The organism is Pseudoclavibacter helvolus (genome assembly GCF_049707175.1).
Taxonomy (GTDB): Bacteria; Actinomycetota; Actinomycetes; order Actinomycetales; family Microbacteriaceae; genus Pseudoclavibacter; species Pseudoclavibacter helvolus_A.
In genome coordinates this window covers 127,310-149,845 of record NZ_JBNAFM010000001.1, presented here as the reverse complement: position 1 = coordinate 149,845, position 22,536 = coordinate 127,310, and the positions used below count along the sequence as shown (strand labels likewise).

General features: G+C 68.1%; 22 protein-coding genes and 1 tRNA gene. 13 read left to right on the top strand and 10 right to left on the bottom strand.

Annotated features, from left to right (window positions below; genetic code table 11):
• Positions 1–43: 43 nt before the first annotated feature.
• Positions 44–119: transfer RNA gene (locus tag ACPYN9_RS00910), tRNA-Thr, on the bottom strand.
• 78 nt (positions 120–197) lie between these two features.
• Positions 198–614, bottom strand: coding sequence for a peptide-methionine (R)-S-oxide reductase MsrB (msrB, locus tag ACPYN9_RS00905; RefSeq protein WP_424463100.1), 417 nt, complete (start codon positions 612–614; stop codon positions 198–200).
• Between the two features lie 105 nt (positions 615–719).
• On the opposite strand from msrB, the gene ACPYN9_RS00900 reads away from it, so the two are divergent.
• From ACPYN9_RS00900 to groL, 4 genes are all read left to right on the top strand, one after another.
• On the top strand, positions 720–1,013 hold the full coding sequence (locus tag ACPYN9_RS00900) for a DUF3263 domain-containing protein (RefSeq protein ID WP_424463098.1): 294 nt from the start codon (positions 720–722) through the stop codon (positions 1,011–1,013).
• 4 nt (positions 1,014–1,017) lie between these two features.
• Complete coding sequence (locus tag ACPYN9_RS00895) at positions 1,018–1,569, top strand: LytR C-terminal domain-containing protein (RefSeq protein WP_424463097.1); 552 nt, start codon at positions 1,018–1,020, stop codon at positions 1,567–1,569.
• A 258-nt stretch (positions 1,570–1,827) separates the two neighbouring features.
• Entirely contained in the window at positions 1,828–2,043 is a 216-nt protein-coding gene (locus tag ACPYN9_RS00890; protein ID WP_424463095.1) for a cold-shock protein, read from the top strand.
• A 212-nt stretch (positions 2,044–2,255) separates the two neighbouring features.
• Complete coding sequence (gene groL, locus ACPYN9_RS00885; RefSeq protein ID WP_424463093.1) at positions 2,256–3,875, top strand: chaperonin GroEL; 1,620 nt, start codon at positions 2,256–2,258, stop codon at positions 3,873–3,875.
• Positions 3,876–3,984: 109 nt separating this feature from the next.
• On the opposite strand, the gene ACPYN9_RS00880 is transcribed toward groL, so the two are convergent.
• From ACPYN9_RS00880 to ACPYN9_RS00870, 3 genes are all read right to left on the bottom strand, one after another.
• Positions 3,985–4,275 (bottom strand): WXG100 family type VII secretion target, encoded by a 291-nt coding sequence (locus ACPYN9_RS00880; RefSeq protein ID WP_424463091.1) that lies wholly within the window; start codon positions 4,273–4,275, stop codon positions 3,985–3,987.
• 82 nt (positions 4,276–4,357) lie between these two features.
• A complete protein-coding gene (locus ACPYN9_RS00875; protein ID WP_424463089.1) occupies positions 4,358–6,091 on the bottom strand; it encodes an ATP-binding protein in 1,734 nt (577 codons plus the stop codon).
• Positions 6,092–6,129: 38 nt separating this feature from the next.
• Positions 6,130–6,828 carry a response regulator transcription factor gene (locus ACPYN9_RS00870; protein ID WP_068479813.1) on the bottom strand — a complete coding sequence of 233 codons (699 nt, stop codon included), beginning with the start codon at positions 6,826–6,828 and terminating at the stop codon, positions 6,130–6,132.
• Positions 6,829–6,956: 128 nt separating this feature from the next.
• Here ACPYN9_RS00870 and ACPYN9_RS00865 point away from each other — a divergent pair, with 128 nt between their 5' ends.
• Entirely contained in the window at positions 6,957–7,772 is an 816-nt protein-coding gene (locus ACPYN9_RS00865; protein WP_424463087.1) for a methyltransferase domain-containing protein, read from the top strand.
• A 73-nt stretch (positions 7,773–7,845) separates the two neighbouring features.
• On the opposite strand, the gene ACPYN9_RS00860 is transcribed toward ACPYN9_RS00865, so the two are convergent.
• From ACPYN9_RS00860 to ACPYN9_RS00850, 3 genes are all read right to left on the bottom strand, one after another.
• Positions 7,846–9,492 (bottom strand): DNA repair helicase XPB, encoded by a 1,647-nt coding sequence (locus ACPYN9_RS00860; RefSeq protein ID WP_424463086.1) that lies wholly within the window; start codon positions 9,490–9,492, stop codon positions 7,846–7,848.
• A gap of 75 nt (positions 9,493–9,567) precedes the next feature.
• A complete protein-coding gene (locus ACPYN9_RS00855) occupies positions 9,568–11,136 on the bottom strand; it encodes a helicase-associated domain-containing protein (RefSeq protein ID WP_424463084.1) in 1,569 nt (522 codons plus the stop codon).
• A 116-nt stretch (positions 11,137–11,252) separates the two neighbouring features.
• Positions 11,253–11,522, bottom strand: a complete 270-nt coding sequence (locus ACPYN9_RS00850; RefSeq protein ID WP_424463082.1) for a hypothetical protein — start codon at positions 11,520–11,522, stop codon at positions 11,253–11,255.
• A gap of 141 nt (positions 11,523–11,663) precedes the next feature.
• On the opposite strand from ACPYN9_RS00850, the gene ACPYN9_RS00845 reads away from it, so the two are divergent.
• On the top strand, positions 11,664–12,047 hold the full coding sequence (locus ACPYN9_RS00845) for a cold-shock protein (protein WP_104241897.1): 384 nt from the start codon (positions 11,664–11,666) through the stop codon (positions 12,045–12,047).
• Positions 12,047–13,255, top strand: a complete 1,209-nt coding sequence (locus ACPYN9_RS00840; RefSeq protein WP_424463081.1) for a DUF3027 domain-containing protein — start codon at positions 12,047–12,049, stop codon at positions 13,253–13,255. Before ACPYN9_RS00845 ends, ACPYN9_RS00840 begins: the two co-directional genes overlap by 1 nt.
• 115 nt (positions 13,256–13,370) lie before the next feature.
• On the opposite strand, the gene serC is transcribed toward ACPYN9_RS00840, so the two are convergent.
• Positions 13,371–14,486 (bottom strand): phosphoserine transaminase, encoded by a 1,116-nt coding sequence (serC, locus tag ACPYN9_RS00835; protein ID WP_424463080.1) that lies wholly within the window; start codon positions 14,484–14,486, stop codon positions 13,371–13,373.
• Between the two features lie 76 nt (positions 14,487–14,562).
• Here serC and ACPYN9_RS00830 point away from each other — a divergent pair, with 76 nt between their 5' ends.
• The 5 genes from ACPYN9_RS00830 (at position 14,563) to ACPYN9_RS00810 (ending at position 20,101) form a co-directional block, all read left to right on the top strand.
• The gene (locus ACPYN9_RS00830) at positions 14,563–15,300 is read left to right on the top strand and encodes a metal-dependent transcriptional regulator (protein WP_424463078.1); all 738 of its coding nucleotides are present in this window, start codon (positions 14,563–14,565) and stop codon (positions 15,298–15,300) included.
• A 295-nt stretch (positions 15,301–15,595) separates the two neighbouring features.
• Positions 15,596–16,696, top strand: coding sequence for an NlpC/P60 family protein (locus ACPYN9_RS00825; RefSeq protein ID WP_424463076.1), 1,101 nt, complete (start codon positions 15,596–15,598; stop codon positions 16,694–16,696).
• A 181-nt stretch (positions 16,697–16,877) separates the two neighbouring features.
• Positions 16,878–18,038 carry an NlpC/P60 family protein gene (locus ACPYN9_RS00820; protein WP_424463074.1) on the top strand — a complete coding sequence of 387 codons (1,161 nt, stop codon included), beginning with the start codon at positions 16,878–16,880 and terminating at the stop codon, positions 18,036–18,038.
• 189 nt (positions 18,039–18,227) lie between these two features.
• Complete coding sequence (locus ACPYN9_RS00815; protein WP_424463072.1) at positions 18,228–19,271, top strand: C40 family peptidase; 1,044 nt, start codon at positions 18,228–18,230, stop codon at positions 19,269–19,271.
• Positions 19,272–19,606: 335 nt separating this feature from the next.
• Positions 19,607–20,101: an HNH endonuclease gene (locus ACPYN9_RS00810; protein ID WP_424463071.1), complete on the top strand. Its 495-nt coding sequence runs from the start codon at positions 19,607–19,609 to the stop codon at positions 20,099–20,101.
• Positions 20,102–20,116: 15 nt separating this feature from the next.
• Here the strand turns inward: ACPYN9_RS00810 and ACPYN9_RS00805 are convergent, their stop codons facing one another.
• A complete protein-coding gene (locus ACPYN9_RS00805; protein WP_424463069.1) occupies positions 20,117–20,572 on the bottom strand; it encodes an SRPBCC family protein in 456 nt (151 codons plus the stop codon).
• Between the two features lie 33 nt (positions 20,573–20,605).
• Here ACPYN9_RS00805 and ACPYN9_RS00800 point away from each other — a divergent pair, with 33 nt between their 5' ends.
• Positions 20,606–22,381 carry a helicase HerA-like domain-containing protein gene (locus tag ACPYN9_RS00800; protein ID WP_424463067.1) on the top strand — a complete coding sequence of 592 codons (1,776 nt, stop codon included), beginning with the start codon at positions 20,606–20,608 and terminating at the stop codon, positions 22,379–22,381.
• Positions 22,382–22,536: the final 155 nt, after the last annotated feature.

Genomic DNA, 22,536 nt, shown 5'->3' with positions numbered 1-22,536 from the left:
CCCGCAGTTCCCTTGCTCTTGCAGGGAAGGCGGGGCTTTCTCGTGGAGCCGACTGCGAGGTTCGAACTCGCGACATCCGCTTTACAAGAGCGGTGCTCTACCAGCTGAGCTAAGTCGGCGCGCTGCAATCGCAGCGGCACCATCATAGCCATGCGGCGCACAGTACGTGCGCCGCCTGGCTGATCCGGTGGGTTCGCCTATTCGGCGGACGGCTCTTCGTCCGGCGTGAAGGACAGGGAGAGGGAGTTCATGCAGTAGCGATCTCCGGTCGGCGTGCCGAAGCCGTCCGGGAAGACATGCCCGAGGTGCGAGCCGCAGTTCGCGCATCGGACCTCAGTGCGGACCATGCCGAGGGAGCGGTCCTCGAGCAGCTCGACGGCGTCCGGCCGCACCGACTCGTAGAAGCTCGGCCAGCCGCATCCGGAGTCAAACTTCGTGCCCGCCTTGAACAGCTCGTTGCCGCACGCACGGCAGGTGTACAGGCCCGCGCGACCCTCGTCGAGGAGCTCTCCCGTGTAGGCCCGCTCCGTGCCTGCCTCTCGCAGCACGTGATACTCCTGCGGTGTGAGCTCAGCGCGCCACTCGGAATCGGGCTTGTTGACGGCGTAGGACACCCTGCCTCCTGGAATTGGACGAGGCCGCTGGGAGCGGCCGGGGAGGAATGAGCATACGCGCGTTGCGTGAGTCCAGTCCGTGAGCCTTGCTCGTACACTGCCTCCATGGCACGGGACGTGGAGCTCAGCGACCTCGAGCGCGCTCTGCTGGATTTCGAAGAGGTGAATCCGCGGCAGAACGCGGCAAAAGCGGCGGCGATCAGGGACCGCTTCGGCTGGTCGACGACGCAGTATTACCGAAATCTCGCTACGCTCATCGAGACACCAGCTGCGCTCGCGCATCAGCCGATGCTCGTCGGCCGCCTGCGGCGCGCGCGTGAGCGACGTGCGGATGAGCGCCAGCTCCGGCGCGAGCAGCGCATGTCCAGCGCCTCTCCCACCTCAGGACGGATTCGGTAGACACGTGAATTACCCCAAGGACCGCTTCGACGACATCCCACCCGGACTCGACCGGCGCGGTGCGCACCGTGCGCCCAGGACCCGCCTCGCCAAGCTCGCCTCCTGGTTGTGGGGGCTGCTCGCCGTCGTCGTGATCGTCGCAGTGGCCGCGGTTGCGATGCAGGTGATCAACGGGGCGGTGTCGTTCAGCCCGTCCGCAGAGACGGAGACGACGGAGACGCCGGCAGCGGAGGCGCCCGTCGAGGAGGCCCCCGCGGAGGTGGTGCCCCAGCTGGATCCGAATGTCTCGGTGCGGGTGCTCAACGGCACCGAGCTGGCCGGGGTGGCAGGCAACACGACGACCGAGCTCGCGGCTGCGGGTTGGAACGTGACCGAGACTGCGGATGCGCCGACCGCAGATTACGCGACGACGACGGTCTCCTACAACGACGCTTCGCAGGAAGCGGCTGCGCTCGCGCTCGTGCAGTCGCTCGGCGGCGGCACGGCCGTGCTCGACCCCAATGTCGCGGCCGCCGGCACGATTGTGGTCATCGTCGGCCTCGACCTGGCCGCATAGACACGCACTCGATTTCGATAAAGAGACACAATTCCCCCGTCGAATATCCGGGGAATTGCGCACTGGTGTTCCGCGAATATGAAGATCTGGCGACAAAACGTCGCCAGGTGACGAGATCGCGGGATTCGGGCTTCCACGCTCAACAGGTCGCCACCTAGTATCTTGCTCGAGTCCTGGGCACCATCGTTCGTCCCCTCGCACGCATGCAGGGCTCCGCAGGCTGAGGCCGGCGCGTACTACTGAGCAATGGAGACAAACATGGCGAACGGAACCGTGAAGTGGTTCAACGCTGACAAGGGCTACGGGTTCATCACTGTGGATGCGCTGGACGGCGCTGCGGCACAGGATGTGTTCGTGCACTACAAGGCCATCGAGATGCAGGGCTATCGGGTTCTCGAAGAGGGACAGAAGGTCGAATTCGAGATCGGCGCTGGCGCCAAGGGGCCCCAGGCGGAGTCCGTGCGCGCACTCTGATCCGCGTCGGGAAGCGGCGCTGGCCCCATCGGGGTCGGCGCCGTTTTCGTGTCTGCGCCCCGAGTTCGACCACCGTCGTTCGCCCGCAGCGAGACAGCGCATCGGCGGCTTGCACTCGACAGGGGCGAGTGCCAATATGGACTTGCACTCGCCTCGTTCGAGTGCCAACCACGAACCTCACGAACCACGTCCGGAAAGGACGCAGTACACATATGTCGAAGATCATCGCTTTTGACGAAGAGGCCCGTCGCGGGCTTGAGCGTGGACTGAACACGCTCGCCGACGCGGTCAAGGTCACGCTCGGCCCACGTGGCCGCAACGTCGTGCTCGAGAAGAAGTGGGGCGCGCCCACGATCACGAACGACGGCGTCTCCATCGCCAAGGAGATCGAGCTGGAAGACCCGTTCGAGAAGATCGGCGCCGAGCTCGTCAAGGAGGTCGCGAAGAAGACCGACGACGTCGCCGGTGACGGAACGACCACGGCTACCGTCCTCGCTCAGGCGCTCGTCCGCGAGGGCCTCCGCAACGTCGCCGCTGGCGCAGACCCGATCTCGCTCAAGCGCGGCATCGAGAAGGCCGTCGAGGCCGTCGTCGCCGAGCTGCTCTCCTCCGCGAAGGAGGTCGAGACGAAGGAGCAGATCGCTGCGACCGCATCGATCTCGGCCGCTGACGCGCAGATCGGCGAGATCATCGCCGAGGCGATCGACAAGGTCGGCAAGGAAGGCGTCGTCACCGTCGAGGAGTCGAACACGTTCGGCACGACGCTCGAGCTCACCGAGGGCATGCGCTTCGACAAGGGCTACCTGTCGCAGTACTTCGTGACCGACCCCGAGCGCCAGGAAGCCGTCTTCGAAGACGCGTACATCCTGATCGTCAACGGCAAGATCTCGAACATCAAGGACCTCCTGCCTGTCGTCGACAAGGTCATCCAGGCCGGCAAGCAGCTCCTCATCATCGCCGAGGACGTCGAGGGCGAAGCGCTCGCGACGCTCATCGTCAACAAGGTCCGCGGCATCTTCAAGTCGGTTGCCGTCAAGGCTCCCGGCTTCGGCGACCGCCGCAAGGCGCAGCTGCAGGACATCGCCATCCTCACCGGTGGCCAGGTCATCAGCGAAGAGGTCGGCCTCAAGCTCGAGAACACGACCCTCGACCTCCTCGGCACGGCTCGCAAGGTCGTCGTCACGAAGGACGAGACCACGATCGTCGAGGGCGCTGGCTCGCCCGAGCAGATCGCCGGCCGTGTCGCGCAGATCCGCGCGGAGATCGACAACAGCGACAGCGACTACGACCGTGAGAAGCTCCAGGAGCGCCTCGCGAAGCTCGCGGGTGGCGTCGCCGTCATCAAGGCCGGAGCAGCGACCGAGGTCGAGCTCAAGGAGCGCAAGCACCGCATCGAGGACGCAGTCCGCAACGCGAAGGCAGCCGTCGAAGAGGGCATCGTCGCCGGTGGTGGCGTGGCGCTCATCCAGGCCGGCGAGCGCGTGCTCGGCTCGCTCGACCTGCAGGGCGACGAGGCGACCGGCGTGAACATCGTCAAGGTCGGCATCCTCGCACCGCTCAAGCAGATCGCGACCAACGCGGGCCTCGAGCCCGGTGTGGTGGCAGAGAAGGTTGCCGGACTCGAAGACGGCTGGGGCCTCAACGCCGCAACCGGTGAGTACGTCAACCTCATCGAGGCCGGCGTGCTCGACCCGGTGAAGGTCACGCGCTCCGCGCTGCTCAACGCTGCGTCGATCGCTGGACTCTTCCTGACGACCGAGGTCGTCGTCGCTGACAAGCCCGAGAAGGCTGGGGCACCGGCGATGGACCCGGGCGCTGGAATGGACTTCTAAGCACCACGCGCAGAGACACAGGCGGGCGGCTCCCTTCGGGGGCCGCCCGCTTCGTCGTGCGCGAGGTCTCCTCCGCTCGGCGGCGGGGAGGTTCGCCCGCGTGCTCAGCTCAGGTGCTGAAGAGCCGACGCACATCTCCCTCAACGGTGCCGTAGCTCGCGCTTGCGCTGCCGAGGGCAGCGTTGATGGCGGAGATGCTCGACTCAACCTGGGTCTGGGTCGCCCGCCACTGCTGGACAAGGCCCTGGAAGGCCGTCGCGGCCTCCCCGGTCCACGACCCTTCGAGGGCGGTGAGATTGCCGAGCAGCGCCGCGACCTCAGCCTGCACGCGACCGATGGATGCCTGCGTGCTGGTCACCGCGAGCTGCAGCTGCTCGCTGTCAACGGTGTAGACGGCCATGATGGTTCCCCCTTCTCCGGCGGCCGGTGGATCCGGCTGCGCCTCGCGAGAAGGATAGGCGCGGCGTGGCCGACCTCAGGCCTCAGGAGTTGGGGGCTGTGGACGGGAGGCTATCCACAGGCGCGGACATGAGGAGTGGGAACTTGAGACGGAAGGTCGCGCCGCCGCCTGGTGTCTCGAACACGTCGACCTCGCCGTCGTGTGCCTTCATGATGGCGGAAACGATGGATAGCCCCAGACCGGAGCCACCCGTCTCACGTGCCCGAGAGGTGTCGGCGCGCCAGAACCGCTCGAAGATCTTTTGCCTGATCTGCGGCGGGATGCCCTCGCCGTGGTCGATGATGTCGACGATCGCGAGCTGGTTCGGGAGATCGACGGTGACGCCCACTTCGAGCGGTGAGCCCTCTGGCGTGTACCGCATGGCGTTGCCGAGCAGGTTCGAGATGGCCTGCCGGACCTTGTCCTCGTTGGCGTGGACCATCGCCGGCACGTCGCCGTCATCGTCCGCAGTCTCGGTGACCTCGAGCTCGTTCGGCTCGGTGCCCTTACGTCGGATGGGGAAGCCTCGGAGCGCGGGGCGAGGGATCGCGCGGCGCCGCCAGATGGCACGCCTCGCTGCCGTCGCCTCGGGAGCTGCCGCATCAGTACCCGGGGGAGTGTCGGCGTCGATCGGCGCGGGCAGCTCACCGGTCGTGGCTGTGCCCTGTGCGTCTGGCTCTTCCTGGATGTCCTGGATGATCCGCACCGGGAGCGCTCGCACGACGCGGTCCTTGGCCGTGGCGTGCGCATCCATGGCCGCGTCTTCTGCGATGGGCTCGAGGTCGATCACGTCCTTCACGAGCTCGCGAGTCTCGTCGAGTCGGGCGAGCTGGAGGAGGTCCTCGACGAGCCCGCCCATTCGGAGCGCCTCCTTCTCGATGCGCTCCATCGCTTGGCCGACCTTCTCGGGGTCGTTGAGCGCGCCCATGCGGTACAGCTCTGCGTAGCCGCGCACGGTGACGAGCGGCGTTCGCAGCTCGTGGCTGGCGTCGCCGACGAAGCGGCGCATCTGCGCGATGGTGCGCGTGCGCTCGTCGAAGGCGTGGTCGATGCGCACGAGCATCGTGTTGAGCGAGCGGGAGAGTCGTCCGACTTCGGTGTTCGGCGTCCCGGCCGGGAGACGCTGCGAGTAGTCGCCGGATGCGAACTGCATCGCGGTCGCCTCGACCTGCCGAAGCGGCAGTAGCGTCGCGGAGACGAGCACTCGGGTGAGCGCGGCTCCGAAGATCACGACGGTGAGGCCGAAGCCGAAGAAGATGGCGAGGAAGTTCACCATCGTCGCGTTCACGCTGGTGAGCGGAGCCGCGATCAGCAGGGTGCCGCGAACCTGGTCAGCGGCGTACTCGCCCTCGGGGACCGTGATCGTGCGCCACGTCGCGCCGAGCGGATCTTCCATGTCGAAGAGGCTCTGGCTTCCTCGAAGGGCGACATCGGAAGGCACGGCGGGCGCGATGGCGCGAGGACGCTGCCACTGGCCCCAGTTGTCCACGACCACCTGCCCGCTGGCATCGACGACGGCGACGTAGAGCGTCGACGGCGCGATGCGCACCGAGTCGTACGTGAAGAGCTGCGACGAAGGGTCGGTGGCCAGGAACTGGGTCGGGTCGCTCGCGTAGACGCTGAGCTGCGAATCCGTCTGCGAAACCAGCGTCGGGCGCAGCAGCAACGTCGTCCCGATACCCGCGACGACGATGCCGAACGTCAGCAACGTGATGTTGACGATCGTCAGCTTGTTCCGCAGCGAGAGCCGATCCCAGCGCCAGGCCTTGAACGGCACCGCCTACTTCCCCTCGTGACCGTACCTGGCCACCTCCGCTAGGCCTTGGCCCCGGAGACCTTCAGCATGTAGCCGAAGCCGCGTTTGGTCTGGATGAGCGGCTCCTCCGTGAACTGGTCGAGCTTGCGACGCAGGTAGGAGATGTAGGACTCGACGATGCCCGCATCGCCGTTGAAGTCGTACTCCCACACGTGGTCGAGGATCTGTGCCTTGGAGAGCACGCGGTTCGGGTTCAGCATGAGGTAGCGCAGCAGCTTGAACTCGGTCGGGGAGAGCTCGATCGGCTCGTCGCCGATGAACACCTCGTGCGTGTCCTGGTCCATCGTGAGCTCGCCGGTGCGGATGACGGCCTCTTCTTCCGCCTGCATGGTGCGGCGGAGGATCGCCTTGATGCGCGCGACGATCTCGTCGAGGCTGAACGGCTTGGTGACGTAGTCGTCGCCACCGGCGTTGAGGCCTTCGATCTTGTCGTCGGTGTCGTCCTTGGCGGTGAGGAACAGGATCGGGCTCGTGTACCCGGAGGCACGCAGGCGTTTGGTGACGCCGAAGCCGTTCATGTCGGGGAGCATGACGTCGAGGACGATGAGGTCGGGCTCCTCCTCGATGACAGCGGAGATCGCGGCGGCGCCGTTGCCGACGGCACGCACCATGAACCCTGCGAAGCGCAGGCTGGTCGACAGGAGTTCGCGGATGTTGGGCTCGTCGTCAACGACGAGAATCTTGGGGCCATCAGTCATGCACTAAGTATCTTGACGCCGTCTGAACGAAGTCTGACGGCGCGCGGTGTCGCCGCTATGCGGGTGCGCTACTCTTCTGGGTCGCGCGGCGCGTCTGATCGGATCGATGGCTGCGCTACTGTGCCGCCATGGACCAGACTGCCACCCCGAGGTACACGCACGGCCATCACGGGAGCGTGCTCCGGTCCCACGGACGTCGGACAGCCGAGAACTCGGCTGCCTACCTCATCCCCGAGCTTCGACCCGGGATGCGGTTGCTCGACGTGGGGTGCGGGCCGGGCTCGATCACGCTCGACTTTGCCGAGCTGCTCGGCGAGAGCGGTCAGGTCACCGGCATCGAGGTTGTCGAGGCGCCGCTCGAGGTTGCTCGCGCTGCCGCACTGGAGCGTGGGGATACCAGGACTCGATTCCAGCTCGGCGACGTGTATGCGCTCGACGCGGCAGACGGCTCGCTCGACGTCGTGCACGCGCACCAGGTGCTGCAGCATCTGGGAGATCCGGTCGCCGCGCTTCGGGAGATGCGGCGCGTGACGAAGCCGGGCGGGCTCATCGCGGTCCGGGACGTCGACTACGGCACGTGCGTCTGGGAGCCGCAGCTTCCGGCGCTCGACCACTGGCTCGCGATCTACGAACGGGTGGCGCGATCAAACGACGGGGAGCCGAATGCCGGGCGCCTGCTGCGACGCTGGGCCAGTGCCGCTGGACTCGGAGAGGCGCGGCTCTCGGCGAGTGCGTGGATGTTCGCGACTCCCGAGGAGCGAGCCTGGTGGGGGGCGACCTGGGCGGAGCGGGCCACGAAGTCCCGGTTCGCGGAGGATGCGCGTGCGAGAGGCATCGCGTCAGTGGGTGACCTGCAGCGCATCGCGGACGCCTGGTTGGAGTGGGCGGAGGACGCCGACGCGACGTTCGTCATGACGCACGTGGAGTTGCTGGTTCGGGTCTGACTCGAGCGCCCGGTGAGTCGCGCCGGCGCCGGCCACGCCGACGCTCGTGGCGTCTCCGCCGCGAAGCGGATGCTCAGGCGGGCGCGAGGATGGCGTCGGCGTCGAGGATCTCGTAGGAGTAGCCCTGCTCGGCCAGGAAGCGCTGCCGGTTCTGCGCGAAGTCCTGGTCGACGGTCTCGCGGGAGACCAGGGTGTAGAACGACGCCGTGATGCCGTTCGAGCTGGGACGCAGCAGTCGGCCGAGTCGCTGTGCCTCCTCCTGCCTGGAGCCGTAGGAGCCGGAGATCTGCACGGCGACCGAGGCGTCGGGCAGGTCGACCGAGAAGTTGGCGACCTTCGAGACGACGAGGACCTTCTCCCGTCCCTCTCGGAACGCCTGGAACAGTTCCTCACGCTCCGCGATCGGCGTCTGACCGGTGAGCTTCGGCACGCCGAGCTCCTCGGAGATGCGATCGATCTGGTCGAGGTACTGCGCGATCACGAGGACGTTCTCGCCCTCGTGCTTCCGGAGCAGCGCCTTGACGAGCTCGTGCTTGGCGGGCGCCGTCGCGGCGATTCGGTACCGCTCGTCGTCGCTCGCGGCCGCGTATTCCATGCGTGTCTCGTACGGCAGGTCGACCCGCACTTCGTAGCACTTGGCCGGCGAGATGTAGCCCTGAGCTTCGATGTCCTTCCAGGGCGCGTCGAAGCGCTTCGGGCCGATGAGGCTGAAGACGTCTCCCTCCCTGCCGTCTTCGCGCACGAGCGTCGCCGTGAGCCCGAGGCGGCGCCGTGCCTGCAGCTCGGCGGTGAGTTTGAACACTGGAGCTGGCAGCAGGTGCACCTCGTCGTACACGATGAGCCCCCAGTCGAGCGCATCCAGCAACGAGAGGTGCGTGTAGACACCCTTCCGCCTGGCGGTGAGGATCTGGTACGTGGCGATCGTGACGGGCTTGATCTCTTTGACCTCGCCCGAGTATTCGCCGATCTCGTCTTCGGTCAGCGTGGTGCGACGCAAGAGCTCGTCGCGCCATTGCCGTGCCGAGACGGTGTTGGTGACGAGGATGAGGGTGCTCGTGGAGGCGGTGGCCATCGCGCCGGCCCCGACCAGGGTCTTGCCTGCGCCGCAGGGGAGTACGACGACCCCTGACCCTCCCTCGAAGAAGTGGTCGACCGCAGAACGCTGGTAGTCGCGGAGATGCCACGAGGTTTCGTCGAGCGCGATGGCGTGCGGTGTGCCTGGGGTGTAGCCGGCGAGGTCCTCGGCGGGCCAGCCGAGCTTCACGAGCTGCTGCTTGAGCTCGCCGCGGGCCCAGGCTTGCACGCGGAAGCCTGCTTCGCCGATCGGCCCTTCGAGCAGGGGCGCGACGTGCTTCGCCTTGGAGATCTGGAGCAGCACTGCCTCATCGTCGCTCGAGACGATGAGCTCGCCGTCGTCGTCGCGCGAGATGACGAGCTTGCCGTAGCGAGCGACGGTCTCGCGGATCTCGGCGGAGACCGATGCTGGCACGGGAAACTTCGCGAAGCGGTTGAGTACGTCGAGCATCTCGTCGGCCTCGTGCCCCGCTGCTCGCGCGTTCCAGAGGCCCAGGCGGGTGATGCGATACGTGTGAATGTGCTCGGGTGCCCGCTCCAGTTCGGCGAAGACGGCGAGTGCGTGACGGGCCGCTTCGGCGTCGGGATGGGCGACTTCGAGCAGGACAGTTCTGTCGCTCTGTACGATCAACGGTCCAAGTGCCATAACGGTCAATCATACCCGTCACCCTTCGCGCGCCTGAGTGCTTGACGGCCAGCGTGCAGGCGTCTAGGGGCCGAACTAGCTGTCGACCGGGTCGTCGAGCACCTGGACCTCGAGGATGGCGCGGATTGGCAGCGTGCGCTCGACGTCAGCGGCGAGGTCGCGCGCGCGAAGGCGACCTGCAGCGACGCTCATGGGCACAAGACGCAGGGCGGTCTCTTTTCCTCCACCGAGGTCGACCCGCACCCTGACCTCGCTCTTCGCGCGGCGTGCTATTTCGAGCTGCCGCTGCACCCAGGTCTGCGCGTCGTCACCGGCGTCGAGTCGCGTCGCCTCGTCGTGCAGCGCGTCTGCGAACCGGAGAGCCGTGTCGCTCGGGCGCAGCTCGCGCGGCGGCGCGGTCTCCCTCGGCCGCAGCGGCACCAGTTCGCCCTCGGCGTTCTCGGCGCTCGCGGGGTACCTCGCGTCGAGCAGCATCAGCACGACGGTGTCTCGCGATGCTGACGAGACGAGTGCGCCCTCGCCCGACTGGCGCAGCCCGAGCGGCGCGACCGCCGCATCCACCTTCAGGGCGTCCATGAGCGCGGGATCGTCGCTGGTCACGATCGTTCCCGGTCGCACCGGATGCTCGCGCACTCGAACGCGCCCGTGTCGGTTCGATGCTTCGCGAAGCAGGTACTCGACGGGTTGGGGGATGCCCGTGAGTGAGAGCCGCGAGAGTGTGGCCTCGACGTCGGAGATGGAGAGGCCCGTGCCGAGCGCGTGCGTGACCGACGCCTCAGAGAGGCGGTAGCTGGATGCGAGCCCGCGCCGCTCGAGGGAAGCGACTGCCTGCAGGGCTTGCTCGTCTGCCGGGGTCAGTGGGCCTGGGGCGATGATCGACAGGTCGGGTTGCAGGTAGACCCCGTCAACGTCTTCCGGCAAGGCGGACTCGAGCAGTGCGGACGCTCCGTCGAGATCGTCCTGCGCCAGGAGGAGGCCGAGCTCGCTCAGCTGGCCTTCGACGGTGAGGCCCAGGAGCTCCGTCTGCGGGGTCGCGTGCGAGACGGGGTCGTCGAGCAGTCCGGCTCGACCTTCGACGGTCAGCTCCGCGAGCCAGCGGTCGGCGAGCTGGCGCCAGCGGGAGAGCGGGGCGCTCAGGCCAAAGACACGTCCTGCTGCGGTCGGTCGCATGGCGTCGCCCACGGGACTGCACAGACCGAGGTCGAGCATCCACTCGAAGAGGGGCGAGAGCACTGCCTGCTCGGTGTGCAGCTCTGCAGCGATTCTGCGAACGGTCGTGGCCCCGAGCTGAAGACCACCCCGACCGTCGCGGTACGACCTGGGGGCCAGGTCGAGGGCGGTGATCGCGTCGGCGGCGAGCTGCGCGGCGCCGTGTGCGCGCTCGGTCGCCTGGGGGAGAGGAGCAAGTTCGGCCGATGCCGGAAGTGTGGCCGTCGCGGAGCCCTCAAGCAGTTCGGCGAGCGCGGCGGCGGTCGCGGGCAGGACCTCGGGCGAGTCAGACGGGCCGACGGCCAGGCCGCGGAGCCGCGCGGCCTGCACCGCCGACGGCGACCCCGCTGCGAGGCGGGACGCGTCGCGCCAGCCCAGGCGGGCGACGGCCTCTCGAAGCGAAGCCTCGTCGGCGAGCGCCTCGGCGACGTCCATGGCTCCGCTCGAGCCGCGCGTCGAGAGCCTGCGCCAGGTGGCAAGCCCGGCGAGGTCGGTGCGGTCGAGGCTGCGGAGGAGCTGGAGGACCCGCAGCGCGCTCGGGGAGGCGTCTATCAGCTCTCGGACCTGCCCCGCGAACGCCGGTTCGCGACGATGCGCCAGATGATGAGGGAGAGGATCAGCAGGAATGCCACGGGGAAGCCGAGGTAGGTGACGAACAGCAACGTCGGCCAGATGGGGTTGGTGGCGTCGACCTCGATGCCGAGCAGCGGCGTGGCGAGCAGCACGAGGAGCGCGATGAACGAGATTGCCGCGATGCCGAGAGCCATGAAAGCCAGGATGCGTTCGCCCTTCGCGATGGGGGCGCCGTTGGAGGAGGTCACTTACCCAGACTAATCGACGTGCGAGCCACCGTAGACTGGTGCGGATCAGCCGCATGCCGTGGCTGACCAGGGGAAGCGAAGTTCGAGTCCCCGCCTGTGAAAGTTCGATCTGGCGCACGTGCGCCGAACAAGGAGATGGCCATGCCCACCGGCAAGGTGAAGTTCTACGACGAGGACAAGGGATTCGGCTTCATTGCGGCCGACGACGGTCAGGAGATCTTCCTGCACGCGACGGCGCTCCCAGCGGGAACCTCGTCGGTGCGCCCGGGAACGAAGCTCGAGTTCGGCATTGCCGACGGTCGACGCGGCGCCCAGGCACTGTCGGTCCGAGTGCTCGAGGCTCCTCCGAGCGTTGCCCGCATCCAGCGGAAGTCCCCGGATGACATGGCGGTCATCATTGAGGACCTCGTGAAGCTCCTCGACTCGGTTGGTGGAGCGATGCGTCGCGGACGCTACCCCGAGAAGCCGCAGGGCGCGAAGATCGCCGCGATGCTCCGCCGCGTCGCAGACGACCTGGACGCCTGATGACGGACGAGGCCGTGCTTCCCGCCCCGCTCGGTGTCGCGCTCGACGCCGCTGAGCTCGAGCCGTCTCGGCGGCTCGCGTGGGCGGCGCTGCTGGACGTGACGCCGGCCTCGCAGCTCGGCGAACTGGTCGCCCTCGTCGCTGAGGAGGACGAGGGCGTCTACACGCTCCAGTACACGACTCGCCTGCCCGGGTACCCGGACTGGCGTTGGAACGTCTCCCTCGTCCGCCTGGTGGACCAGGCCGAGCCGACGGTGCTCGAGGTCGAGCTGCTCCCCGGAGACGGGGCGCTGCTCGCACCCTCATGGGTGCCGTGGTCCGACCGACTCGCCGACTACGAGGCAGCGCAGCTCCTCGAAGCGGGCGAGGTGGTCGACGGAGCGGGGGAGTCGGGCGCACCCGCCGACGAGGAGACCGCGCCGAAGTCGAGCAAGCGCATCCGCCGAACCCGCACCCGTCGGCGCATCGGCGCAGACGGGGTGCCGGAAGCGGCAGCAAACGGCGCTGAGGAGGCGGAGGGCGGCTCCAGCGAGGCCCCGTCAGCGGACCTCGATGAGAGCGACGCGACGAAGCCGAAGAAGAAGAAGCGCAAGAAGGAGAAGTCGGGCAAGAAGGCGAAGGGCGAGTCTCACGCGGGCGGCGACGCCGGCGTGACTGACGACGCACCTGCGGCGGACAAGGCTGACGACGATGCCGCGGCCGCCGAGGGAGACGCCGAGGCGAAGAAGAAGCCGAAGAAGTCGCGCAGGAAGCGCACCGAGCAGGCAGCCCCCGAGCAGGGAGCCCCTGAGCAGCAGGCCGCTGCGGAGTCAGTCTCTGACCAGGCCGCCGAAACGCGTGACCCGTCAGCTGGCGAGGACGGCGAGCAGAAGCCCGCTCGTCGCAAGCGCAAGAAGAAGGGCGCTCCGGCTGCAGAAGATTCGGAGGCGTCCGCGCAGCAGGCAGCGCCGGGGGAGTCGGCACCTCGGCCGGCGACTGACGATAAGGCGCCGGATCAGGCCAAGGCCAAGACCCGCGGGAAGCGGCGCAGGGTCGTCGTTGTGCCGCGGAGCGAGGACGAGCTGCCGGAGCCGGAGCCTGCCGAGTTCGGCGAGGCTGCAGACATCCGCGAGTTCGCCGACGACATGGACGATGTCTTCGACGGCGTTGATTTCGAGTCCGACACCGATACCGGCACCGACGCTGAAACGACTGACGCGAAGCAGTAGTCGTGTCGGTCGACTTCGAGGACGAGATCTCGAGAAAGAGGAGCGTCGCCAGCAGTTGCTGGCGACGCTCCTTTTGTGTTCGCATGCCGTGCCGCGGGTGCGGCGCGCGACTCGGTCAGCCCAGGTGCTCGACCACGTAGTCGACGGCACCGGTCAGGCGGCGCACATCGTCAGGGTCAACGGACGTGAAGGTCGCAACACGCAGCTGGTTGCGGCCGAGCTTGCGGTAAGGCTCGGTGTCGACGATGCCGTTTGCGCGCAGCGCGGCCGCGATCGCCGCGGCATCGATGCCCTCCGCGAAGTCAATCGTCGTGACGACCTGGGACCGCTCCGCGACGTCCGCGACGAATGGCGTCGCGTACTCGGAAGCCTCTGCCCAGTCGTACACGATCCCTGAAGAGGTGCGGGTCCTGCTGTCGGCCCACGCGAGCCCACCGTTGCCGTTGATCCAGTCGAGCTGGGCTTCGAGCAACAGGAGCGTCGAGATCGCCGGCGTGTTCAGCGTCTGGTTCTTGCGCGAGTTCTCGACCACGTGGCTGAGCTTCAGGAAGTCGGGAATGTAGCGGTCTGAGGCGGAGATGCGCTCGATGCGCTCGATCGCCGCGGGCGAAGCGATCGCGAGCCACAGGCCACCGTCTGAGCCGAAGTTCTTCTGTGGGGCGAAGTAGTACACGTCGGTCTCGCTGATGTCGATGTCGACACCGCCGGCTGCGCTGGTTGCGTCGATGACGGTCAGGGCTCCGTCGTCGCCGGCGACCCGTCGGACGGGAGCCATGGCCCCAGTTGACGTCTCGTTGTGGGGCCACGCGTAGACGTCGACGCCGTCGACGGCCTCAGGGGTGGCGATCGTGCCTGGCTGGGCGGAACGGACGTCCGGTGCCGTAAGCCACGGCGCGGCGGCGGCCTTCGCGAATTTGCCGCCGAACTCGCCGAAGGTGAGGTTCTGGGCTCGGTTGGAGATCAGGCCGAAGGCTGCGGCGTCCCAGAACGCGGTGGAGCCGCCGTTGCCCAGCAACACCTCGTAGCCGTCGGGAAGTCGGTAAAGCTCGGAGAGTCCCGAGCGCACACGGCCCACGAGGTCTTTCACGGGGGCTTGGCGGTGTGACGTGCCGAGGATGCTCGTGGCCCCGGCGACGAGGTGGTCGATCTGCGCGGGTCGAACGACCGACGGGCCGCAGCCGAATCGGCCGTCGAGCGGAATGAACTCAGTCGGGATGCGAATGTCAGGCATGCTGCAAGCCTATGTGCGCGAGCGGCCTCGCTCGCCGCTAGGCTTGGCGGACCAATGCAACGGGAGGTGGCGGGGCGTGACCAATCTGGTGGACACCACGGAGATGTATCTCCGCACCATTCTCGACCTTGAGGAAGAGGACATCACCCCGCTTCGGGCACGCATCTCCGAACGTCTCGGCCATTCTGGGCCGACCGTGTCGCAGACCATCGCCCGCATGGAGCGTGACGGCCTCGTCTCCGTCGCAACGGACCGCAGGCTCGTGCTCACCGAAGACGGTCGGGCCAAGGCCACGCGGGTGCTCCGCAAGCACCGCATCGCCGAGGGCCTGTTGGCGAACGTGATCGGCCTCGACCTCGCGCAGGTGCACGAGGAGGCCTGTCGCTGGGAGCACGTCATGAGCGACGAGGCCGAGCAGCGCATCTTCGAAATGCTGGGGCGCCCGAACGAGTCGCCGTACGGCACGCCGATTCCCGGGCTCGACGAGTTCGGTGCCGAGCCCGCAGAGCAGTTCCTCTCCGGTGTCGTCAGCGTCTCAGCGCTCCTCGAGCAGGCGGCGCGTGGAGCGACATCGACCGAGCCGGTCCTCGCGAAGCTCCGCCGTCTCGGTGAGCCGGTGCAGTCAGACCTTCAGACGCTGACGCTGCTGCGCGAGGCCGGAGTCCTACCGGGCACTGAGGTGACGCTGCAGCGCCGCGGCGCGTGGATCGGGCTGCTGCCCGCATCTGGCGGCATCGGCGTCGAGGTCTCACTCGAAACCGCAGAACACGTCTACGTGGATGTGCTTCCAAGCCCCGAAGGTGCGCTAGGCTGACATCTGGTCACGGTCAGCTGAAGATTTCCTCCGCGTTCTGCGGAACTCTGAGCGCCTGATCCGCCCGCGAAGGATTATCCAGCAAAACTTCGGGGCTTCGTTACCTCGGCGTTAGGGTTCTGACACCGAAGCGTGACAATTCTCAGCTTTTCCACTAGTGTTGTCCGAGTCATGAGCTATGCAATCTGCATAGCTGGCAGGCTGAGGCGCCGTATCCCGCTCCTCGACCTAGCTTCCCCTGGTAACAGGCAAGAGCGGGATCGGCTCCACCGGAGTCAGGCGCTGGAGGAAAGACTTGGAAAACGTTACGAACGCCTCGGCACCGCTGACGCGACGCCAGGCTCGTGAGATCGAGCGCCGCACGGGCCAGCGCCCAGTTGCGATCGCCGGTGTCGCGGGTGTGTCCGCGCCGGTTATCGAGGCTTCGGTCGCCGAGATCACCTCGGCACCCTCTGTAGTGTCTGCTCCCTCGGTGCACGACACTGCGCACATCGAGCGCAACGAGCTCGGCGCACTGGTCTCGGTTCTGCCCACCACGACTTCGCTGCCGCAGGTGGCTGGCGATGAGGCGGCCGAGGCCGAGCTCGCCGAGGTCATCGAGATTCCCGAGGCGTTCACGGGTCGCTCCGTGAGCATCCGCGCTGCCAAGCCCTCCGCCCTCGTCGCGCGCCAGCGCCGTCGCACCGCTGGCGGATTCGCCGCTGCGGCCACGGTCGCCGCCATCGCCACGGCCGGCGTCGTCGTGCCGGCGGCAGTCGCCGACGGGAACGAGACCAGCCAGGCGCAGGCCAATCTCCTCGCCGCGACCACGGTCGAGACCGAGGCCCCGGCCGCTGAGCCGACCGCCACGACGGAGCCCACCGAAGAGGCCGCTGCTGAAGAGGTCTCCGTCGACCTCGTCGCGGCCCCCGAGGTTGCGGTCGACCGCACCGAGACCAGCGTCGTCACGCTCTCGACCGACCAGGTCGCAGAGGTCGTCGCCACGCCCGAGCCCACCGCCGACTCGCGTGCCTCGACCGGTGGCAGCACGTCGACCGGTGGCAGCACGTCGGGTCAGACCTCGACCGCTTCCACTGGTGGCCAGAGCGTCGACTCCTCGAGCGTCTCCGCCGCAGCAATGAGCTACGTGGGCGGGTACTTCGGTTCCTGCGACCTGCTCACGCAGGCTGCTTACGCCGCTGTCGGCATCTCGCTCCCGCGCGGCGTGTCCGCACAGGCCGCGATGGGAACGCCGACCTCGAACCCACAGCCGGGTGACCTCGTCGTCTGGCCAGGAGAGCACATCGGCATCTACGCAGGCAACGGCATGGTCATCGACGACCCCGGCTACGGCGGACGTTCGGTCCAGTACCGTTCGATCTCCTGGGGTAACCCGTACTACGTGACCCTCCGCTAAGCGAGGCAATACATCGACAAGCGCGTCCAGCCCCGGCTGGGCGCGCTTCGTCGTTACCGGCGCGTAATCCACTTTGGGTTGATTTGTGATCTCGCCGTGACAATTCCGTTACCTTTGTGTAGGCTCGGTCAGGTCGAGGATGCCGGTTCCAACGGTGTTCGAACACACCCGAGGAGAAGTCTTGAGCACATCGAGCATGCCGCCCGCAGACAGCACGAAGCCGCTGACTCGCCGCGAAGCCCGCGCGATCGAGCGGAAGACCGGAGTCCGTCCGGCCGCCTCACCAGTCGCCCCGGCGCCCGTCGCCGGAGTGTCCGCCCCGGTCCTCGCGGCGTCGGTCGCCGAAATCGAGGCGCAGGCGCCCCAGCTCCACGACACGGCCCGCATCGAACGGAACGAGCAGGGTTCGCTCGTCTCCGTCCTTCCCCTCGTCCCGACCGTCGAGTCCGCTCCCGCCGCTGACGAGGCCCGCGACGAAGGGCACCTCGCCGAGGTTGTCGAGATTTCCGAGGCGTTCACCGGGCGCCCCGTCAGCATTCGCGCCGCAAAGCCTGCTGCGCTCGTGGCACGCGGTCGTCGCAAGACGGCCGCCAGCTTCGCGGCAGCCGCCACCGTGGCCGCCGCCGCAACCGCGGGCATGGTCGTGCCCGCGGCCGTCGCGGACGGACAGAGCGACGTTCAGTCGCAGGCGAACCTCGTCGCCGCGACCACTCCGGACGCCAGCGAGGCCACACCGACCGCAGACCCGCTCCCCGCCTCCGATGAAGCCCCTGCGGAGGAGGTCGCGCTCGTTGCGGCGCCCGAGGTCGCCGTCGACCGCACCGACTCGACCGTCGTCTCCATCTCGAGCGAAGACCTCGGTGCTATTGCCGAAACGCCGACGCCCACCCCCACTCCGGAGGAGACCGAGGAGCCGGTTGCCGAGTCGTCGACCTCGTCGAACACCTCCTCGGGAGGCGGCACGAGCAGCCAGACCTCCTCGACCTCGACGTCTTCCTCGTCGGGTGCATCCGCCGCGGCCCCGTCGGGCAACGTCGACACGTCGAGTCTCATCGCGGCCGCGCACAGCTACGTGGGCTCGTACTTCCCGGCATGCACCGACCTGACCAAGGCGGTCTACGCGACGCAGGGCATCTCGCTCTCCGGGTCGGTCAGCAACCAGATTGCCGGTGCGCGGCAGACGTCCAACCCGCAGCCAGGCGACCTCGTGGTGCAGCCTGGCGCGCACATCGGCATCTACGCCGGCGGCGGTATGGTCATTGACTCGCCCGGGTACGGCGGCAAGGTCGTGCAGTACCGCTCCATCTGGTGGAGCAACCCGGTGTACTACACCTTCAACTGACGCATCCACCAATCAGTCGGTCTCGACGCCGCGCGCAGCTCATGCTGCGCGCGGCGTCGTTGCGTTGTGATCAAACCGTGATCTTTTGCGATGCTTCTGTGACCTGAACGTGACATTTCCGTTATAAACGGGTACGCTCGAAATAGTCCAGGGCACCTATCGGTGCTCAGCTCCACCCGAAGGAAGTCCATGAGCACCACGCTGACTCGTCGCGAGGCCCGCGCCGTCGAACGCCGGACCGGTGTACGCCCGGTCGCGGCTGCCACACAGACCCTCGACGCCACGACGCAGGCGTCCGTCGCCAGCATCCAGGCCTCTGCCGAGCGGCGCGTTGAAGAGACCGGACGGATCGAGCGCAACGCGATCACCTCGCTGCTCTCCGTGGTGCCAGCAGAGCACACGATGTCGACGCAACGAGCAGCAGACGCCGTCGAGTCCGAGGGGCGCCAGGCGCCCGCGTCCTTCGCCGGAGGGCGCGCAATGACGGTTCGGGCGCCCCGTCCCAGGCAGCTCGTCGCGCGGCGTCGTGTCGCCGGCGGCCTCGCGGTCGCGGCGTCGCTCGCTGCGGTCACGACTGCTGGAGCCATCGTGCCGAGCACGATCGCTGCCCCCGCCGGCGAAGCCAGCCTCTCCAGTGCAGTGGCGGCTCCAGACCAGACGTCTGACGACACGAACGCCGACGCACAGACCGACCAGGCGAGCGTCGAAGCGGCCATCGCCGACGCGGTTGCCGACGCCACGCCTGCCGTGCCAGCACCGGAGACGGTCACTGACCGCACCGAGACCTCGGTCGTCACCCTCAGCTCCGACCAGGTCGCGGCGGTCGCAACGCCCGAGCCGACGGCCGACGCCACCGCATCCGACACCGGCGCCGCCAGCGGTACGGCAGGGGAGAGCGTTGTCGGCGCCAGCGTCGTCGAGACGGCCTCGCAGTTCATCGGCGTCTCGCCCTACGTGTTCGGGGGAGCGACGCCTGACGGCTTCGACTGCTCGGGCCTCGTCAAGTACGTGTTCGGCCTCCATGGCATCGACGTCGCTCACGGCGTGAGTGCTCAGGCGGCTGCTGGCACGCGCGTCTCCGACCCCCAGCCCGGCGACCTCGTCATCTTCCCGAACTTCCACGTCGGCATCTACGCCGGCAACGGCCAGATGATCGACGCGCCGACCGAAGGCCGCATGGTCGAGCTCGGTGGCCTCGACGCGGGCGGCAGCTACTACTTCGTGCGCCTCTGACGAATGAACCTCCTCAATGCGGGAGGGGCGACTTCGCGTCGCGGGTCTGACCGGCTCGTGAACAACAGAAGTCGCCCCTCCCGCATTCTGTGTCCGTGGTCTACGCTGTTGCCAGATCGACGACACTCGGGAGCGTCAATGAGGGCACGCAGCGGCATCCACGCCACGGATGCGCGCGCGGCAAATGCCCTCGACGTCTACCAGAGCGGTGAAGCCTGTCAGACCGCACGAATACAGGCCGACGAGTCTCGTCAGTCCATCTACCTACTCGATTCAAGGGTGCCGCCGATCCGGGCGGTGCCCTTTTTTCGTACGGATGCGAAAGCAGGTCCAGCATGCGAACCCTCGTCCTGAACGCAGGCTACGAACCGCTCGGGGTGGTCTCCGACCGGCGAGCGCTGGTGCTCGTCCTGCACGGCAAAGCCAGCGTCATCGATGTCGACGAGGAGCACCCGGTGCTTGGTTCGAGCGGCGTCTGGGAGCGGCCGCGCGTCATCCTGCTCACCAGGTACGTGCGGGTCCCGATGGCACGCATGCAGCCGGTCAGCCGCAAGGGCGTGCTTCGGCGGGACGCGAACCGCTGCGGCTACTGCGACGGCTTCGCGAACACCATCGACCACATCCTGCCGCGGTCGCGGGGCGGGAGGGACAGCTGGGAGAACCTCGTCGCCTGCTGCCTGAAGTGCAACAACGTCAAGGGCGACAAAACGCCGGAGGAGATGGGCTGGCGCCTGCGACTCACGCCGCGCCCGCCTCGCGCCACGGGCTGGTCGCCGCGCAGCGTCGAGCGTGAGCTGCCGGAGTGGGCGGCCTACCTGCCGGCCGCCTGACGGTGCGGCGGCGGTCTACTCTGCCGCCGCGAGTTCTTCGGCGCGGACCGTGTACGCGGCGGCGCGCCCCTGCAGCTCGCGCTCGAACATGGGCTTCGTCGCGGCCCCCAAGGTCGAGGCGAACACCGGCGAGGCGAGCTTGTACGTGAACTTCCAGCTCGCCTTCGTTCCGCCTTCGACGGCCTCGAAGCGCCACCCTTCGCCGAACGACGTGAGCCAGGCTGGGCCCTTGACCATCTCGGCGGCGCTCACGAAGGGGGCGTGCACCACGCGGAGCTCGAGGATCATGCGGCGCCCGCCGGGCGTCTTCGTGAAGTAATGCGCCCCTGCCGCGGGAGCCGTTGCACCGCGGATGAACTCGCTGCGGACGACTCCCGGGTCCCAGCTCCGCGCAGGGCCGACCGTGTGGGCGAGCGCGAAGGCATCATCGACGGAGAGCGGCACGATCACAGACGCTTCGAGCTGAGGCATGGCATCAAGTCTAGGAGTGACTAGCCTGGTGCCATGACTGAAGCCGACGCCCGTATCGAAGCCGCACGGAGAGCACTCGAAGAGGCCCAGGCCGCCCTCGCCGCAGCCGAGGCGGAGGCCTCTGCCGCGGAGCCTGGTGCCACTTCGGCACCAGCGAGCGTCGCGCCCGCCGCTGAGCCCGGCGCGACTGCGGCGACGGTGGCCGAAGGGCCGCTGGATGCGCAGCAGCTGGAGGCCGTTCGGGTCGGATACGCGTTCGATGCGCCCGCGCTCGAGATCGGCGCCATCGTGAACGGCGAGGCGATCCCGGGGGTGCCCGTGCGCATCCCGCTCGCCATGACGAATCGCCACGGGCTCGTCGCCGGTGCGACCGGCACCGGCAAGACCAAGACACTGCAGGTGCTCGCGGAGCAGCTCTCCGCCGCAGGCGTGCCGGTCTTCGCCGCCGACATCAAAGGCGATCTCTCTGGCATCGCGACGCCTGGCGAGCCGAACGACAAACTTCTGGCCAGGACGAAGGGCATCGGCCAGGATTGGGCGCCGGTATCGGCCCCGACCGAGGTGTTCTCCCTCGGCGGGCGCGGCGTCGGCGTCCCGATCCGCGCGACCGTCTCGAGCTTCGGGCCGCTCATGCTCTCCAAGGTGCTCGGCCTGAACAAGACGCAAGAGTCGAGCCTCGGGCTCGTCTTCCACTTCGCCGACGAGCAGGGGCTGGCGCTCGTTGACCTCTCCGACCTCCGCACAGTGCTCCAGTACCTCACCAGCGCAGAGGGCAAGGCCGAGCTCGAAGGCATTGGCGGCCTGTCGAAGCAGACTGCCGGCGTGATCCTCCGCGAGCTCGTGAACTTCTCCGAGCAGGGCGCCGACGTCTTCTTCGGAGAGACCGAGATCGACACGCGCGAGTTCCTGCGAGTGACGAACGATGGGCGCGGCGTGGTCAGCCTGCTCGAGCTCCCCGGCGTCGCGAGCAACCCAGCACTTTTCTCGACCTTCCTCATGTGGCTGCTCGCAGACCTCTTCAACGAGCTCCCCGAGGTTGGCGACCTCGACAAGCCGAAGCTGGTGTTCTTCTTCGACGAGGCGCACCTCCTCTTCTCCGGTGCCTCCAAGGCGTTCATCGAGCAGATCACGCAGACGGTCCGCCTCATCCGCTCCAAAGGCGTCGGCATCTTCTTTGTCACGCAGACACCGAAGGACGTCCCCGACGACGTGCTTGCCCAACTCGGCTCCCGCATCCAGCACCAGCTCCGCGCGCACACGCCCGACGACGCGACGGCCCTCCGGCAAACGGTGCGCACCTACCCCAAGAGCGGGTACGACCTCGAACAGGTGCTCACGCAGCTCGCCACCGGCGAGGCGATCGTCACCGTGATGAACGAGAAGGGCGCACCGTCGCCGGTCGCCTGGACTCGGCTGCGGGCGCCTCAGGCATCGATGTCGCCGACGCCCGAGGCGGGCCTTCGTCAGCTCGTCGCCGCATCCGCCCTCTTCCCGCGCTACTCGCAAGTGCTCGACCCCCAGTCAGCCCACGAAGTGCTCACCGCGAAGATGAACGCGGACGCCGAGCGCGCGCGCGCCGAGGCCGCTGCACTCGAAGCCGAGAAGCAGGCGGCCAAAGACGCCAAGGAACGCGAGCGTGCCGAGAAGGCCGCGCGCTCGCGGACACAGACGCGGACGACCACGAGATCGCGCCAGGAATCGAGCGGCGGCAACATTGTCAGCGACGTGCTCGGGTCCCGCACCGGCCAGACGATCGTGCGCGAGGTTGTTCGAGGCGTGTTCGGCACGCTCTTCAAAAAGCGCCGCTAGCCGCCCCGGCCCAGGCTGTCGCGGCACGACAACGGCGGGGGGGGGGGGGCCGCCCCGCCCCCCCCCCCCGCGGGGGGGGGGGGGGGCCCCGCCCCCCCCCCCCCCCACGTTGGGGGGGGCGCGCCCCCCCGGCCCCCCCCCCCCGGCCCCCCCCG

What these genes read in the sequence shown, in the direction of transcription:
- ACPYN9_RS00900 (WP_424463098.1), top strand. Translation starts at nt 720, where the DNA reads ATGGCACGGGACGTGGAGCTCAGCGACCTCGAGCGCGCTCTGCTGGAT.
- ACPYN9_RS00890 (WP_424463095.1), top strand. Translation starts at nt 1,828, where the DNA reads ATGGCGAACGGAACCGTGAAGTGGTTCAACGCTGACAAGGGCTACGGG.
- groL (WP_424463093.1), top strand. Translation starts at nt 2,256, where the DNA reads ATGTCGAAGATCATCGCTTTTGACGAAGAGGCCCGTCGCGGGCTTGAG.
- ACPYN9_RS00880 (WP_424463091.1), bottom strand. Translation starts at nt 4,275, where the DNA reads ATGGCCGTCTACACCGTTGACAGCGAGCAGCTGCAGCTCGCGGTGACC.
- ACPYN9_RS00870 (WP_068479813.1), bottom strand. Translation starts at nt 6,828, where the DNA reads ATGACTGATGGCCCCAAGATTCTCGTCGTTGACGACGAGCCCAACATC.
- ACPYN9_RS00865 (WP_424463087.1), top strand. Translation starts at nt 6,957, where the DNA reads ATGGACCAGACTGCCACCCCGAGGTACACGCACGGCCATCACGGGAGC.
- ACPYN9_RS00860 (WP_424463086.1), bottom strand. Translation starts at nt 9,492, where the DNA reads ATGGCACTTGGACCGTTGATCGTACAGAGCGACAGAACTGTCCTGCTC.
- ACPYN9_RS00855 (WP_424463084.1), bottom strand. Translation starts at nt 11,136, where the DNA reads ATGGACGTCGCCGAGGCGCTCGCCGACGAGGCTTCGCTTCGAGAGGCC.
- ACPYN9_RS00845 (WP_104241897.1), top strand. Translation starts at nt 11,664, where the DNA reads ATGCCCACCGGCAAGGTGAAGTTCTACGACGAGGACAAGGGATTCGGC.
- ACPYN9_RS00840 (WP_424463081.1), top strand. Translation starts at nt 12,047, where the DNA reads ATGACGGACGAGGCCGTGCTTCCCGCCCCGCTCGGTGTCGCGCTCGAC.
- serC (WP_424463080.1), bottom strand. Translation starts at nt 14,486, where the DNA reads ATGCCTGACATTCGCATCCCGACTGAGTTCATTCCGCTCGACGGCCGA.
- ACPYN9_RS00815 (WP_424463072.1), top strand. Translation starts at nt 18,228, where the DNA reads ATGAGCACCACGCTGACTCGTCGCGAGGCCCGCGCCGTCGAACGCCGG.
- ACPYN9_RS00810 (WP_424463071.1), top strand. Translation starts at nt 19,607, where the DNA reads ATGCGAACCCTCGTCCTGAACGCAGGCTACGAACCGCTCGGGGTGGTC.
- ACPYN9_RS00805 (WP_424463069.1), bottom strand. Translation starts at nt 20,572, where the DNA reads ATGCCTCAGCTCGAAGCGTCTGTGATCGTGCCGCTCTCCGTCGATGAT.
- ACPYN9_RS00800 (WP_424463067.1), top strand. Translation starts at nt 20,606, where the DNA reads ATGACTGAAGCCGACGCCCGTATCGAAGCCGCACGGAGAGCACTCGAA.